13 protein-coding genes are annotated in these 15,863 nt (G+C 31.9%); all 13 read right to left on the reverse strand.

The features are described from left to right. Window positions 1–19: 19 nt before the first annotated feature. The 13 genes from DMR38_RS10840 to miaB all read right to left on the reverse strand — a co-directional run bounded on the left by DMR38_RS10840 (window position 20) and on the right by miaB (window position 15,703). Window positions 20–478 (reverse strand): YbaK/EbsC family protein, encoded by a 459-nt coding sequence (locus DMR38_RS10840; RefSeq protein WP_127721337.1) that lies wholly within the window; start codon window positions 476–478, stop codon window positions 20–22. A 140-nt stretch (window positions 479–618) separates the two neighbouring features. Beyond that, window positions 619–1,542: a DUF4829 domain-containing protein gene (locus tag DMR38_RS10845; protein WP_127721338.1), complete on the reverse strand. Its 924-nt coding sequence runs from the start codon at window positions 1,540–1,542 to the stop codon at window positions 619–621. 94 nt (window positions 1,543–1,636) lie between these two features. Next, a complete protein-coding gene (locus DMR38_RS10850) occupies window positions 1,637–1,792 on the reverse strand; it encodes a hypothetical protein (protein ID WP_243124283.1) in 156 nt (51 codons plus the stop codon). Between the two features lie 417 nt (window positions 1,793–2,209). Beyond that, on the reverse strand, window positions 2,210–3,319 hold the full coding sequence (locus DMR38_RS10860) for a uroporphyrinogen decarboxylase family protein (RefSeq protein ID WP_127721340.1): 1,110 nt from the start codon (window positions 3,317–3,319) through the stop codon (window positions 2,210–2,212). A gap of 1 nt (window position 3,320) precedes the next feature. After that, window positions 3,321–3,947, reverse strand: coding sequence for a cobalamin-dependent protein (locus DMR38_RS10865; protein WP_127721341.1), 627 nt, complete (start codon window positions 3,945–3,947; stop codon window positions 3,321–3,323). A 208-nt stretch (window positions 3,948–4,155) separates the two neighbouring features. Then, window positions 4,156–4,980, reverse strand: a complete 825-nt coding sequence (locus DMR38_RS10870; RefSeq protein ID WP_127721342.1) for a methyl-accepting chemotaxis protein — start codon at window positions 4,978–4,980, stop codon at window positions 4,156–4,158. A 45-nt stretch (window positions 4,981–5,025) separates the two neighbouring features. Then, on the reverse strand, window positions 5,026–7,047 hold the full coding sequence (locus tag DMR38_RS10875; protein ID WP_127721343.1) for an NAD(P)/FAD-dependent oxidoreductase: 2,022 nt from the start codon (window positions 7,045–7,047) through the stop codon (window positions 5,026–5,028). 220 nt (window positions 7,048–7,267) lie between these two features. Beyond that, window positions 7,268–8,545, reverse strand: a complete 1,278-nt coding sequence (locus DMR38_RS10880; protein ID WP_127721344.1) for a methionine gamma-lyase family protein — start codon at window positions 8,543–8,545, stop codon at window positions 7,268–7,270. 75 nt (window positions 8,546–8,620) lie between these two features. Next, window positions 8,621–8,863, reverse strand: coding sequence for an RNA chaperone Hfq (hfq, locus tag DMR38_RS10885; RefSeq protein ID WP_127721345.1), 243 nt, complete (start codon window positions 8,861–8,863; stop codon window positions 8,621–8,623). A 49-nt stretch (window positions 8,864–8,912) separates the two neighbouring features. After that, window positions 8,913–9,848: a tRNA (adenosine(37)-N6)-dimethylallyltransferase MiaA gene (gene miaA, locus DMR38_RS10890; RefSeq protein ID WP_127721346.1), complete on the reverse strand. Its 936-nt coding sequence runs from the start codon at window positions 9,846–9,848 to the stop codon at window positions 8,913–8,915. 8 nt (window positions 9,849–9,856) lie between these two features. Continuing rightward, a complete protein-coding gene (gene mutL, locus DMR38_RS10895) occupies window positions 9,857–11,677 on the reverse strand; it encodes a DNA mismatch repair endonuclease MutL (RefSeq protein WP_127724027.1) in 1,821 nt (606 codons plus the stop codon). Window positions 11,678–11,703: 26 nt separating this feature from the next. Next, on the reverse strand, window positions 11,704–14,343 hold the full coding sequence (gene mutS, locus DMR38_RS10900; RefSeq protein WP_127721347.1) for a DNA mismatch repair protein MutS: 2,640 nt from the start codon (window positions 14,341–14,343) through the stop codon (window positions 11,704–11,706). Window positions 14,344–14,362: 19 nt separating this feature from the next. Next, window positions 14,363–15,703, reverse strand: coding sequence for a tRNA (N6-isopentenyl adenosine(37)-C2)-methylthiotransferase MiaB (gene miaB / locus DMR38_RS10905; RefSeq protein ID WP_127721348.1), 1,341 nt, complete (start codon window positions 15,701–15,703; stop codon window positions 14,363–14,365). Window positions 15,704–15,863: the final 160 nt, after the last annotated feature.

The following is a 15,863-nucleotide window of genomic DNA, read 5'->3' on the forward strand; positions in this document are numbered from 1 at the left end:
CATATATTTAAAGCTATTATTATTTACATACATCAACCCATGTGCCAGAAGTTACCTTTGATAGTTCTCCTGGGGTAATTTTTACAGCAGAGTTACGTGATCCAGCAGCAGGATATACATATTCAAATTTTTTAAGTGATTCATCAAGATAAGTGTCCATTTGAGTTTTTAATCCAAATGGACAAACTCCTCCTACTGGATGCCCAGTAGATTCAAGTACTTCATCAGCGCTTAGCATCGTGGCTTTTGTGTGAAAATAATCTTTAAATTTTCTATTGTCAATTCTTGCATCGCCTTCTGATAATATAAGTATATTTCTATCTTTTAATTTAAAGGCCATAGTTTTAGCTATTAAAGCAGGCTCAACTCCAAGAGCGTTAGCTGCTAATTCAACGGTAGCAGTACTTTGACCCATTTCGATTATTTCAAGGGATAAATTGTTATCTTTGAAATACTGTTGTACACTTTCTAAACTCATCAAATCACTCCCAATTATGTATATTGATAAAATAATTATTAAAATTAAGTATAAATAAGTGTCTAACTTTTTACAAGGTAAATATTGTATGAAAATATAATTTTTAAATTTCCATCTCTTATAGGGAACTATTTTACCACCTATGGATTACCCGTGCCTTTAATTTTCCATCCATTTGCATATTTTTTCAACGTTACAAACGTACCATCTTTACTATTATCATTATTAAACCAAGCAGTATCAACTGCCACTTCTGTTCTATTGCCAACATTTTTTATGTCTAAGTGATTTTCAGAATCTTTAAGAATAAAGGATGTTGGCCTAATGCTTGCCATACCTTCAACCATAGAGTTCATTTTAGTGAATTTTAGATTATAAAGAAGATCTTCCCGAGCCTTTCCTTGATCTATTCCAAGGTTATGTGTAAGAGAATCAAGCATTACAGTTGGAGCTAAACACTCGTAAGCTCTTGTCTTATCACCATTATTAATAGCTTTAAAATATGCTTTTACTACATCCACTGGATCAAGTGAAGCAATGTCTTTATTTTTCCCAAGTTCAGTAAACAAACCCTTTTTCTCAACCCAATCTTCAAAATCTAATCTTGTAATATCCTTTAAATAACGTTTCTTCACAGAAGGGCCAATTTCAAATTGATTAAAAGCTAACCAGGCACCAACTACATTTTGATTATTAACCAATAATACCAGATTAGAAGGATATTTACTGAGATCTGAAACATTAGGAAGTCCATCAACTAAAGAATATCTCCATACATCAACAGTTGTTCCTTTTAACGGTATCAAGTCGAGTCCTACATCTTTTGAAAACTCATTTGCTAGCTGCCAAAATAGTCCTGTAGGATATTCACCTGGACTCACATTCCATGACTTAGGAACATCAACTTTAAATTTATGTGGATTTTTTTGAACTTTTAAATCATAAAATTTTAAGAATGCTTGTGGAGAAATGTCTGACTTAACAGCGTTTGTACTTTTATCTGATTTACCACATCCAGATAGTAACATCATAAAAATTATTATGAACAAAAAAATTTTTTTCATAAACAACCTCTCTATTATTTATATAATTACAGCAAAATATTTAGTTGCAATTGAATTAGCGGATATACATTTGAAAATGAATTGTATACTGGAATCAACATCCAACATTATGAATAATTTTATTAGCTTTTTCTATTTCTTTCGATTCGATATATATTTCATAGTATTCATTTCCACTTTTCCTTCCATTGTGTCTTATTATTTTAGTCTTTACTTTAATACCATTGCTAATAAGCTTATATTTTATCATACAATATTTTTCTACTGTTGTAGCGAAAAAGACCATTTCCCAATTATTCCTCTTCAAATATTGAAAAAGGTTTTTTAACAAAAAATATCACTTCCTCTACTATTATTTGGAGTTTATTATATCATCTATATGCTTATTATATCTAACTTATATGTATTCATCAATTAGAGTATAGGTCAATTATTTATCCGATAACTACCTACTCTAATACTCCCACTTTTTCAAGTGGAAGTATTAGAGTAGGTACGTCCCTGGATAACGAGTTCTAAGCATCAGGTGGAGTCAAAATTCCATCTGATGCCAAGAACTCTGTTTATATTTAAATAGTAAAAATAAAAACTTCACTTTGATTAAAAACTTACTTTATCAAAGTGAAATTTTTTTGCTTCAGTCAATAGTGTTAAATTTTAATATATTTTATTTGCCAGTAGCAGCAGAAATCATTGCCTTCACATTTTCTATCTTTGCATTTGCAGGTATATCACAACCAGATGATAGAATGAATCCCGGACCCATATCTTTTATTAGGCGAGAGCTGTAATCATATACCTCATCAGGAGTTCCAAGAACAAATTTTGAAGCTTGAACATCTCCTTTAATACACATACGATCTCCTAGTTTTTCTTTAATTTTATAAATATCTGTAGTACCATCTGTTTCAAATACACAAGTACCTTTTGGAAATTCTTTAAAATAGTCAAGCCCTCGCTCCCAATTGGAATCAGCATGGAAACTTGCAGCTGCTCCTGTTTCTATTATAGCATCAGTTATCTTTTTAAGGTTTTTCCATACAAATCTTTCCCAAAGTTTAGGATTATAGAAATCAGGACATCCTCGACCCATAGCTATGAATATACCTAAAGGATCAACAGCATTTTTAACAGCTTGTTTCATTGCTTTAATGTTTGCATCAGTAATTATGTCCATTACTTCTTCTACCTTTTCAGGCATCTTTCTTATATCCATCATAAATTTTGATAGTGTACGGCCTACACTTAAGTAATCAATAGGATGTACTATTTGAACTGCACCGTAAAGAGGATATCCCTCATCATTTATATTTTTCATATACTGTGGACATTTAGTTATTACTTCATTTAATACATCTAAATCTAAGTTTATTTTTGAAGCAAAATAATCATCTCTAAAAGCTTCAAATCCTTTATTTATTATAGTATCATAATCATCCGTGGTCATCAATTGACGCTCATCAACCTGCCACAGCATATTATCTGGAAGTTCACGTCCAGGAAGCTTCATATTCGAAAAAGATGTAGTTCCCATAGTTGATGCGAAACAAAATGAAGCCGGTGCTGCATCAACATCTCCAAACATTTTCATTCCTTTTAATATAACCCTATTTGACAAGTCTAAATCTGCCACAAAATCAGACATTTTTACACCAGTTAACTTTGGAAAAATACAAATTCCAAATGGAACAACAGGTGTCCTATCAGTCTTCTCCAACTTAATTGCCTTTTTAACTCTGTTTAAACGTTCATTATATAATTCTTTTGCAGTTTTCATATTAATTTACCCCCATAGCTTTTTTACAGAAATCAACTGTCTGCTGTGCATCTTTACAAACTAAGTCTGCACCCATGTATTTTCCTGCATTTTCGTCTACAGGACCACCTCCAACTAGGATCTTCAAATCCTTTCTAAGCCCTGCATCTTCTATTTCCTTTATACATTGTTTTACATTATCAAAACAAGTAGTCAAAAGACATGATATTCCTATTACTTTAGGCTTATATTGTTTTATAGCTTCAATATATTTTGCTGTAGGTACATCAACACCTAAATCCTTTACATCAAAGCCGTTACTTTTCATTACAGTAGTTACTATATTTTTTCCTATATCGTGTATATCATCGTAAATAGTTCCCATTACAAATATGCCGTTATTTGGTCCTGAAGATTCTCCCAATCCTCCAATAATTTCAGAAGCTTCATTAAACACTTCAGCTGACATAATGAGTTCAGATAAAAAATATTCCTTTTTTTCAAATCTATTTCCTACAATCCCCATTCCCTCTTGTAAATCTGCTATAATGTCTAATACTGGTGTTCCATTTTCTTTTTGTGCCTTTACTTCTGATAATACAACGTCTTCATCTAAGTCTGCCATTGCATCAATTAATTTTTTACTCATTTTCATATCCTCCCTTTAATACAAAATAAAAAATTGTGTTAATTTGTACTAATGTTAGAATAACATATGTATTGTGGAAATTCAGCTTACATAATGACTGAATTTGATACATTTATTTATACACTGTGAGTACTTTTATTAGACATTATTTTTAGTCAAAAAATATGCAATTCACACTATACTGTGTAAATTGCAATTACATTTAAACTTATTTAGTCTTTGAAATTTCTGTTAATGTTTGAGCACTTGCTGTAATCTCTTCTAATGTGGCAGTCATCTCTTGAGTAGAGGCAGCTTGTCCTTCAGAAATAGATTGTGCGTCACTTATTACTTTGAAAATATTTCTAATATATTTATTTGTCTCTGACAAAGATTGTGAAACTTTTTCTGATGATTGGTTACTTAATTGAGCTAATTTTCTTATTTCGTTTGCGACAACTGAAAAGCCTTTTCCATATTCGCCAGACCTAGCAGCTTCTATAGATGCATTAAGTCCTAATAAATTTGACTTGGAAGCTAAATTTGTTATCATAGCAATGATTTGATTACTTTCTTCTATTTGCTTTTTTGCTTGCTTTGTAATTTCTAATATATTAGTTATTACATTTAGCAGTTTTTCTGAACCAGCACTAATTTCCTCAATACTCGCACTAGTTTCTTCAAGTGATGCAAATAGATTTTCTGATGCTTCTTCAACTTTAATCTCATTACTTAAACTTTTCCCTATGCCAACCCCACCTATGACATTTCCGTCAGAATCTTTTATTGGATATGAAACTCCCTTAAATGGAACACCATAGAATTCTTTAGAAATTGTTGAACTATATGTCTTTCCATCTTTAATTGCTTCATATAAAGGCTCACCAGGTGATAATTTATCTCCTACATTAACTTTTATATCGAGTGTATCACCTGCTCTATAATATAGAACTTTCGTAGTGTCCGCAACAGACACTGCTATATCATCCAACAACATATCTTTAAGAACAGGAACCACTTTTAAAAATGCATTAATAATTTCTTCTTTTTTCATAATTATATCCTCTTTTTCTATAGTAAATTACAAGATAATTTAACACTAGATATGAAGTGCAGCCTGGAATGATTGGTTAACAGCTGTGCCGATTGTACCAACTTTTTGACAGTCGCCAACTATATAAATATTGGTTTCAGGAGCACAGTGGCGAAGTTTTTCTACAGTATCTGTTCTTGGACGCATTCCCATAGCAAGCAGTACCGTATCTGCTTCATACATAGCAGCCTTTCCAGTTTCAATGTTGTCACAGATAACTTTAGTATCACAAATTTCTTTAAGGCGATTTAAATATTTTACAGGAATACCTTTGTCTTTAAGTATAGTCTGAAATTCCTTAGCACTTGTGCCTGAACTTTTTATTAGCTTGGAAAAGCTCTTTTTTTGATCTTCCATTTCGATAACGATTACATCTTTTCCTTCATCATGGAATTCAATTGCAGCTTCAATACCAACAGCACCAGCACCTACAATAACAATTTTATCTCCAACAAGATTTTTGTCAGATTCAGCATCGATGGCCCAGTGTACATGCTTTTTATTGATTCCCGGAATACTCAAAGGAATGATAGGATCTGAACCAACTGCAATTATAATTGCATCATAATTCTGGGCATCAAGCATATCCTGTGTTGCAGTTGTATTAAATAAAATTTTTGCACCTGCAGCTTCACACTGTGCAGCTGTGTGCTTAAGCCATTTTAAATAATCCTGGCAATCAACTTTAAATGGAGGAAGCGCAGCTCCTTGTACATTACCACCAAGTGAACCTGATTTTTCATAAAGAGTTACATTGTGTCCACGATCAAGTAATGTCTGCATTGCCTGGATTCCACCAGGACCTCCTCCTATTACAGCAACTTTCTTCTTAATAGGTGATTTTGGGATAATACCATCTCTAAGTTCACTTGTCATTCCTGAAATAGGGTTAACAGCACAATAGATTGGTTTAGGAATAAAAAGATGTTTTGTACAAGTATCACAGCGTAAACATGGACGCCTGTCTTCAGGGTGGTTTTCAGCATACTTCCTAGGCATATCAGGATCTGCCATAAGTGGACGACACATAGCAACGAAATCAGCCCATCCATTAGCAATGATTTTTTCAGCATCTTCAATACTTGTAATAGAACCTACTGTAGTTACGAGAAGATCAGGATAAGCCTTCTTTACATCCCGTGCAAAATGAACATTAAAGCAGCGATCCATCATATAGTTTTGGCACCAGTTACGGTAATATTTCATATTGAAGTCACTGTGAAGTCCAGCAGAAACGTGAAGAATATCAATATGATCCTTTAATAATCCGATAAGTTCAAGTGTTTCTTTAAAATGCATACCTTTTTCTGCAATTTCATCAGCAGAAATACGAAATTCAATTACGAAGTCCTCGCCAACTTTTCTGCGGATAGCATCACATACTTCAATAGCAAAACGTGCCCTGTTCTCAATTGAACCGCCATATTCATCTGTTCTATGATTGTAAAGCGGGCTGGTAAACTGTGAAATAAGGTTACCATGTCCACCATGGACAAGACAGATATCCATTCCTGATCTTTTCATACGCGCAGCAGCATTGGCGTATTTTTCAACAGTTTGTACAATTTTTTCATGTGTCATTTCAATTGCAGGGATAGGATCTCTTCCAAATGCTGCAGAACGTGCAGCTTCATTTGAAGAAATATTCGGTGATGAGCTGTAAGGAGCATGCCCCACAGTTTCAAAAGCCGTATTTTCACCATTGTGATTAATCTCCAAAGAAGCGTGGCAGCCATACTGTTTGCCCATATCAGCATATAATGTTAACGGGAAAATACATCTGTCATCCTTAAGATCAAGCTGAAAAGCTTCATCTTTAGATTCTGTAATATCAATAGAACAGTTGCCCACATACAATGTGCATACCCCACCACGTGCAAACATACGGAACCAGTCTACAAATTCCGGTGTAACTAGGCCATTAGTACTGGCAAGATTAGGAGATGGTGGTGCAAGAACGATACGGTTTTTAAAATCTATTCCTCGTATTCTAATAGGTGAGAATACATGTTCAAATTTTGATCTCATTACATTCATCCTTTCTGTTTTAAATTTTTGCATTTCATGTTTTTACATGGTATCAATATTTAACCAACTATATTTTAATAATAATCTAATTCATTTTAAGTTTAAAGACACATTATGAATAGATTTTATATGTCATAATACACACTATGCACATTAAAAAAAGTATTTAACACATAAAATAGTGAATTTTATGTGTTAAATACTTATATCATACGCATTTCTACAATATATTTGACAAAGCTATTAATATTCCAATTTTAGCATGGTCAAAAGTAAGTCCACCCTGCAGATAACCTATATAAGGCTCTCTTATAGGTGCATCTGCAGACAACTCTATGGAAGCTCCCTGTATAAAAGCTCCAGCAGCCATTATGACCTGATCTGAATATCCAGGCATATCCCAAGGTTCACACTGAGCAAAAGAATCTACAGGAGATCCCTTTTGAATTCCTCGGCAGAAATTTATAAGCTTTTCCTTGTCGTTAAACTTAATAGACTGTATTATATCGCTTCTTTTATCCGTATATTTAGGCAGTACTTCAAATCCTGCAAGTTCCATTATTCTAGAACAGAATATAGCTCCCTTTAGTGCTTCTATGGCAACATGAGGTGCAAAAAATAATCCTTCATATAAAAGTCTCATAACTCCAAAAGTAGAACCACATTCTCCACCTATTCCAGGTACAGTTAGCCTGTAAGACGCTTTTGTAACACAGTCTTTCTTTCCTGCTATATACCCACCAGTTGGTGCTATTCCACCACCTATGTTTTTTATAAGCGAACCTGCTACTAAATCAGCTCCTACATCTGTAGGTTCTATGGTATCTATGAATTCACCATAACAATTATCTACAAAACATATTACATTAGGATTTATACCTTTAACAAAATCTATAATTTCTTTGATCTCAGATATAAGAAGAGATTTTCTCCAGCCATAACCTGTAGATCTCTGTATATGTACCAATTTTATTGTATGATTATTTTTTAGATGCTTTTTTATGTCCTCAAAATTTATTTTGTTATCATCAGTTAAATTTACCTGTTCATAATTTACTCCATATTCTTTAAGAGAACCTGATCCCTTGTTTTCTATGCCAATTACTTCATGGAGGGTGTCATAGGGATCACCGCATACTGAAAGCATAGTATCTCCTGGACGTAAGTTTCCGAAAAGTGCACAGCCAAGAGCATGAGTTCCATTTACAAAATGAGGCCTTACAAGGGCACTTTCTGAATTGAATATTCTAGCATAGACTTTGTCCAATGAATCTCTACCTATATCTCCATATCCATATCCAGATGAATTTGTAAAATGAGATTCACTTATTCCCTCTTCTTGCAGTGCATTTAAAACTTTTAATTGATTGAATTCCCTTATTTCATCGTAGTATTGAAATTGGTCTTTCACATCATTTAAAGCTCTTTCATATAAATCAATTACCTTGTCGCTTATTTTATATTTATCTTTAAGTGCTTTTTTTGTTATATTTAGCAAAAATATTACCTCCTAAATGTATGTACTAAATGTCATATTAACATATAAAAAAGGAATAGACAAATGTCCATTCCCTTATATCTCGTTTCCCGAAAAGTTATTAAATAAAATGGTCTTTATAGGTGTCATAGTTGAAATTGCATGTTTATATACCATCATTTGTTTACCATCACAATCCATTATAACAGTAAAGTTGTCAAAACCCTTTACATTTCCTTTAATTTGAAATCCATTTGTTAAGTATATAGTAACTGGAATTTTATTTTTCCTTGCCCCATTTAAAAATATGTCCTGTAAGTTATTAGCTGTTTTACTCATAGTTCTCACCCTCCGTAACTTTTATTTATATTCATACAATATAATGAATTTAAATTTTCATTATATTAAAGACGTGTATTATATGTTCTATAATGTCTTCGTCGCAGCTAAAATTATCCTTATTTATCCAAATTACCCTTTTATCTTTTCTAAACCAGGTTAACTGCCTTTTGGCATAATTTCGGCTTCCTTTTTTTACTAAATAGATAGCTTCATCTAAGGTAGAATTTCCATTTAAATAATCTAAAATTTCCTTATAGCCTATACCCTTCATGGATTGCATATCAGAGGTATATCCCATAGACTTTAGCATTTTAACTTCATCTATGAGTCCGTTTTCCATCATTAAATCTACCCTCTTATTTATTCTATCATATAATTTAGTACGGTTCATAGTGAGTACAAAATAATATATGTTATAAGGTATGTCATATAAATTGGTATTTGCATTGTTCTCACTTATAGTTTTACCTGTAAGTTTATACACTTCCAGGGCACGTATGACTCTTTTTAAGTCATTTGGATATAATCTTTTGTAAGAATCTATGTCTACCTCTTTCAAAAGGGAATGTACGTATCCCTTCCCCTTTTCTTCTGCCAAATTTTCCAGGTATTCTCTATAACTTTTGTCTGTTTTTGCATCTGTAAAATTGTAATTTAAAATGAGAGAATTTATATAAAGGCCAGTACCACCTACTACCATAGGAAGTTTACTTTTTTTACATATTTCATCTATTGCATTTTCAGCTAAGACTTTGTATTCAGATACGTTGAAATTCTTATCTGGCTCAATAAAATCTATTAAGTGATGGGTAATACCCTGCATTTCATCTTCTGTAACTTTAGCAGAACCTATATCCATATACTTATATATTTGCATGGAATCTGCAGATATTATTTCGCCTTTTAATTTTTTAGCAAGTTCTATAGATATATGTGTTTTCCCAACTGCAGTTGGTCCCGAAAGTATAAATAAATTTTTCATTTCTCTCCTCACTGTATTCTTTTGAATTTTTTCTCCAGGTCATTTAATGTAAGTTTTATTATAGTAGGCCTTCCGTGTGGACAGTTAAATGGGTCATCTATAAATCGCAGTTCTTCAATTAAATGATTCATCTCTATTTCTGAAATGCTGGCATTTGCCTTTATGGCAGCTTTGCAGGCAAGGGTTGCAAGTGAAAGATATTTAACTTCCCAGGTATTGCCTGATCCCATATTTTTTAAATTATCTAATATATCCATAAATAAATTTTTCATATCGGGTTTCCCAAGTATCATAGGTACTTCTCTTATACTTATTGTATTATTTCCAAATAATTCTATATTAAAACCAGTTTTTTTAAATAAATCTCTGTTTTCTATAAAACAATTATAATCTTTAATTGTAAGTTCCATTACTACAGGAGTTATTAAAACTTGAGATAATACCATACCCTTTTGTATACTCTTTTTATATTTTTCAAAGAGAATTTTTTCATGGGCTGCATGCTGATCTATCATATAAAGGTTACTGTTATCTTCTGCTATTATATAAGTACTATGAAATTGTCCTATTATCCTAAGTGGTGGAAATTTAGCAACGCTAGTTTCTTCTGGTTTATTTTTATTTTCTTTAGCAGTAAAAGATGCCTTAGGTTCTTTTATAAATTCATTTTTATTTGGGCTTTCCTTACTTTCTTTAAATAAGCCAGGCTCATTTTTTTCTATATAAATCCCCTCATTTGGAGATTTCAAATCTATTGGTATTTGAATTTCCTTAATTTCGGCTTCAGTTTTTTTGGGTTTTAAATCATCTTCCTTTAAATCAATGGTAAAGGAATCCTTTAAACTTTCCCTTAAAGCTTCATGAATTGCATCAAATACAAATTTAAATACCATTCTGGAATCGCTGAATTTAACTTCCCATTTGGCTGGATGCACATTTACATCTACAAATTCAGGAAATATATCTATGAATAATATAAAAAAAGGAAATTTATTTATGGTTAAGAATGATTTAAAAGCCTGCTCTGCAGCGGAAGTTATGGATTTATTTCTAACATACCTTTTATTTATGAATATACTTTGGTTATTTCTGCTTCCCCTGCTTATTTCGGAGTTACCTATGTATCCACAAATTGATATAATATCGCTGTGCTTTTCCACAGGAATTATGTTTTCATATATATTTTTCCCATATACGCATCGTATAACATCCATCACTTTTCCTGTACCATAAGTTGTAAGAGTCTTTTTCCCATTTTTAAAAAATTTAAAGGATATATCTGGATTAGAAAGAGAAAGTCTTGTTACTATGTCAGATATACCTGCGGCTTCCCTACTTGGGGATTTTAAGAATTTTTTTCTGGCAGGTACATTGAAAAACAAATCCTCTACTAGAATTGTAGTCCCTTTGTTACAGCCAACTTCTTGAGTTTTCCTTAGCACTCCACCACTTATAATTATTTCATTTCCCACATCAAAGCCTTCTGCTTTACTTTTAAGTATGGTATTTGATACGGAAGCTATGCTGCATAGAGCTTCTCCACGAAATCCTAAAGTACTTATTTTATCTAAATCTTCTACAGTGCTTATTTTACTTGTGGCATGAGGCATAAAGGCTTTTTTTATATCCAAAGGGTGTATCCCCCATCCATCATCTATTATTTTTATGGATTTCTCTCCACCTTCTTCTATTTCTACAGTTATGTTCTTAGCTCCAGAGTCTATGCTGTTTTCAAGAAGTTCTTTTATTACAGATGAAGGACCTTCAACTACTTCTCCAGCGGCAATTTTATTTGAAGTATTTTCATCAAGTAAATTTATTCTTTTCATCATACATCATTCCTTATGACTAAGTTTTATCTTATGGACTTTGCTCTTCTTATTATATCATAAAGTTTATTAAATCCGTCCATAGGAGTCATGTTTAGTATATCTATATCTGTAATATCTTTTACTAAATTTGTCTTTTCTATATCTGAAAAGCCCAATTGTCTGGTTGGTTCAAGCATAGGAGCTTTTTTCTCATTTATTGAATGCTCTACATCTAATGCAATTTCAGAATCAGCACCTTTATTTTCTTTTAGCTTTTTACTTTCAAGACTATTTAATATTTCTCCTGCTCTTTTTAAAACTTCTTCTGGAAGTCCTGCAAGCTTTGCAACTTCTATGCCGTAGGATTGGTCGGCTCCTCCTCTTATAATTTTTCTCAAAAAAACTATATTATCCTCCATTTCTTTAACGGATACACAGTAATTTTTGACTCCATTTATCTTACCTTCTAATTTAGTTAGTTCATGATAATGGGTCGCAAATAAGGTTTTACATTTTAGCTTGCTGTTTTTACATATATATTCTATTACCGACCAGGCTATACTAAGACCGTCATAAGTACTTGTTCCACGCCCTACTTCATCCAGTAAAATCAAACTTTTGTTAGTTGCATTTTTAAGTATGTTGGAAACCTCCCACATTTCCACCATAAAAGTACTCTTCCCAGATGCCAGGTCATCTGATGCACCTATCCTTGTAAATATCTTATCGCAAACAGATATAGAAGCATTTTTTGCTGGCACAAAGCTGCCAATTTGGGCCATTATAACAATCAAAGCTATTTGTCTCATGTAGGTAGATTTTCCTGCCATATTAGGTCCTGTTATTAAAAGAAGTTGATTTTGGGAAGTATCTATGTTTATGTCGTTTGATATAAATTCTCCAGAGTCAATCATCTTTTCTACTACAGGATGTCTACCTTCTTCTATAATTATATTATCTGAATTTGTTATTTTAGGTTTACAATAATTATTTTCTATAGCAACTCTTGCAAGGGAGCTTAAGCAATCTACTTCTGAAATTATTTTAGCGGATTTTTGCATTCTATCTACTTCGTCTTCTATTTTATCTCTTACTTCTATAAAGACACTATATTCTAGATTTATAAGTTTTTCTTCTGCACCTAATATTTTATCTTCCATTTCTTTTAATTCAGGGGTTATGTATCTTTCCGCATTTGTAAGAGTTTGTTTTCTTATATATCTACCTTCTGGTACAAGATTTAAATTACTTTTAGTAACCTCGATATAATAACCAAATACTTTATTATAACCTATTTTAAGAGATTTTATTTTAGTAACTTCCCTTTCTGAATTCTCAAGAGAAGCTATCCACTCCTTACCATGAGCCTTTATTTCTTTAAGTTCATCTATGTCACTGTTATATCCTTTTTTTATAAGGTTACCTTCCTTTAAAGATATTGCAGGATTATCTAATATAGATTTATCTAAAAGTGAATATATGTCCTTTAGTTCATCCAAGTTTTCGTACATATCCTTCAATAATTTTGTATGAAAATTAGATAGTATGGATTTTACTTCAGGTATTTTTTCTATAGAGTTTTTTAAAAAATTTAACTCTTTTGCATTTACACTTTTAGAAGATATTTTTCCAACTAATCTCTCAATATCATATATGTTTTTTAAAGCCTCTTTTAAATCTTCATGGTAGGATATGTTATTTGAAATTTCTTCTACAGAATCAAGTCTTTCTTCTATCTTAACCTTATTTATAAGTGGCTGTTCAAGCCATCTTCTAAGCTGTCTTCCTCCCATAGATGTATTTGTTTTATCTATAACCCAGAGGAGAGATCCCTTTTTATTATTTTCCCTTAAGCTTTCTGTAATTTCTAAATTTCTTCTGGAATTTCCATCTATAGTGAGATAATCTACTATATTGTAATAGGAAAATTTATTTATATGAGATAGATCATTCTTTTGAGTTTCCCTTATATATTTTAGTAGGGATCCGCAGCATTTTATAATTTGATTACTATAATTTTCTCCTGTAAAATTTTCAAACTGCTCCTCTAACATATTTCTAGTTTCGTCTGAAAAATAGCTTTCATCCAATTTAGTGAATGAGCCATTAAAAATAGCTTTCATTTTATTCAATATATCAACACTTATAATATCTTGAATTACTAGTTCACTTGGAGAGTATTTTGATATTTCATCTAAAATTGTAGATAAATTAAAAGGAGTGTCCGTACAGTTGAATTCTCCAGTGGACACATCTGCAAAGCACAGTGCAGAAATATTTGTCTTGGTATCTATGTACAAACACGCTATATAATTATTCTTATTTTCTTCTAAAAAAGTAGAGTCTGTATAAGTCCCGGGAGTTACAACCTTAATTATACCCCTTTTAACTATACCTTTTGCTAGAGCGGGATCTTCTAGCTGCTCACATATAGCTATCTTATAACCTTTGTTTATAAGTCTTCCTATATATGAATTTGCGGCATGGTAAGGTATTCCACACATAGGAGCCCTTTCTTTTAAGCCACAGTCTCTACCTGTAAGCACTAATTCTAGTTCCCTAGATGCTATTTTTGCATCTTCAAAAAACATTTCATAAAAATCACCTAATCTAAAAAACAGTATACAGTCTTTATAACTTTCTTTTACTTCCATATACTGCTGCATCATTGGAGTTAATGCCACTTTTCTGTCCTCCTTGCTACTATATTTCCTCACCTAAAAGTGAGAAAGAAGTTGCTTTTGTTATTTTCACTTTAACTAATTTACCTATATCTTTTTTATTGCCTTTAAAGTTTACCAGCTTACCTGATCTTGTTCTGCCTGTAAGTTTTGTATTATCATTTTTACTTGTACCCTCTACTAATATTTCTTCTGTTCTTCCTTCATAAGCTTTGTTTTTTCTAGCAGAAGATTCATTTATAACTTCAACAAGTCTATTAAATCTTTCATGTTTTATATCTTCTGGAATCTGCTCTTCAAAATCATAAGCAGGAGTGCCTTTCCTTTTTGAATATATAAAAGTAAATGCAGAATCATACTGTACTTCTCTTGCAAGATTTAATGTTTCTTCAAAATCCTCTTCTGTCTCACCTGGAAAACCAACTATTATATCTGTAGTAATAGCGGCATCGGGGACTTTTTCTCTTATCTTTTTAACAAGATTTAGATACCCTTCCTTTGAGTAGTTTCTGTTCATTTTTTTTAGAAGAGAAGTTGAACCCGATTGTACTGGAAGATGTATTTGCTCACATACTTTACTGCACTCAGCTACTGCATCTATTACATCTTCAGTTAAATCTTTAGGATGGGATGTCATGAATCTAATTCTTTCAACACCATCTATAGAATTAATTCTCCTCAAAAGATCACTGAAACTTACTTTAGGTTCTAAAGTTTTACCATAGGAATTTACATTTTGTCCAAGGAGGGTTATTTCTTTATAACCTTTTGAAATCAATTCTTTTATTTCCTTTTCAATATCTTCAGGTTTTCTGCTTCTCTCTCTTCCTCTTACATAGGGAACTATACAGTAGGTACAAAAATTATTACATCCATACATTATTGTAACAAAGGCTTTTACATTACTTTCTCTATCTATTGGAAGCCCTTCTACAATTCCGGATTCTTTGTCTTGTATTTCAATTACAGATGTATTTTCCTGCTGAACTCTATTTAAGTATTCAGGAAATTTATAAGAATTATGAGTTCCAAATATTATATCTACAAAAGGAAATCTTTTGATTATATTTTTTGCCATGTCTTTTTGCTGCATCATGCATCCACATATGGCTATTATGAGACTTGGATTTTTAACCTTTAGCTTTTTTAGCATTCCAAGATTTCCATATACTTTTAATTCTGCATTTTCTCTTACACAACAGGTATTGAATATTATTAAGTCCGCAGAAGATCTGTCTTCTGTTCTTTTATATCCTAATTTCTTTAACATGCCAGATAATTTTTCAGAATCCTCTTCGTTCATCTGGCAGCCCCAGGTTTCAATAAAGAAATTTTTAGCTGCCTTTTCTACGTTATTTATCATGTATTATAACCTCCGATAGTCTTAGCTTTACACTGTATTATAACATAATAAGTAATTAAAAATAAACTTTAAGTCATTAAATCTTTTATAAACAGAGTTCTTGACATCAAATGGAGTTTTGATTTTCATAGATCTTTAATTTAAGTGTATAATAAATATA

Origin of the sequence: Clostridium sp. AWRP (genome assembly GCF_004006395.2) — a bacterium.
Classification (GTDB): domain Bacteria; phylum Bacillota; class Clostridia; order Clostridiales; family Clostridiaceae; genus Clostridium_B.

Excerpts from the sequence above, each read along its gene's own strand:
- DMR38_RS10845 (WP_127721338.1), bottom strand. The coding sequence starts at position 1,542 with ATGAAAAAAATTTTTTTGTTCATAATAATTTTTATGATGTTACTATCT.
- DMR38_RS10865 (WP_127721341.1), bottom strand. The coding sequence starts at position 3,947 with ATGAGTAAAAAATTAATTGATGCAATGGCAGACTTAGATGAAGACGTT.
- miaB (WP_127721348.1), bottom strand. The coding sequence starts at position 15,703 with ATGATAAATAACGTAGAAAAGGCAGCTAAAAATTTCTTTATTGAAACC.
- miaA (WP_127721346.1), bottom strand. The coding sequence starts at position 9,848 with ATGAAAAATTTATTTATACTTTCGGGACCAACTGCAGTTGGGAAAACA.
- hfq (WP_127721345.1), bottom strand. The coding sequence starts at position 8,863 with ATGAGTAAAACAGCTAATAACTTACAGGACATATTTTTAAATGGGGCA.
- DMR38_RS10875 (WP_127721343.1), bottom strand. The coding sequence starts at position 7,047 with ATGAGATCAAAATTTGAACATGTATTCTCACCTATTAGAATACGAGGA.
- mutL (WP_127724027.1), bottom strand. The coding sequence starts at position 11,677 with ATGAAAAGAATAAATTTACTTGATGAAAATACTTCAAATAAAATTGCC.
- DMR38_RS10840 (WP_127721337.1), bottom strand. The coding sequence starts at position 478 with ATGAGTTTAGAAAGTGTACAACAGTATTTCAAAGATAACAATTTATCC.
- DMR38_RS10850 (WP_243124283.1), bottom strand. The coding sequence starts at position 1,792 with ATGATAAAATATAAGCTTATTAGCAATGGTATTAAAGTAAAGACTAAA.
- DMR38_RS10860 (WP_127721340.1), bottom strand. The coding sequence starts at position 3,319 with ATGAAAACTGCAAAAGAATTATATAATGAACGTTTAAACAGAGTTAAA.
- DMR38_RS10870 (WP_127721342.1), bottom strand. The coding sequence starts at position 4,980 with ATGAAAAAAGAAGAAATTATTAATGCATTTTTAAAAGTGGTTCCTGTT.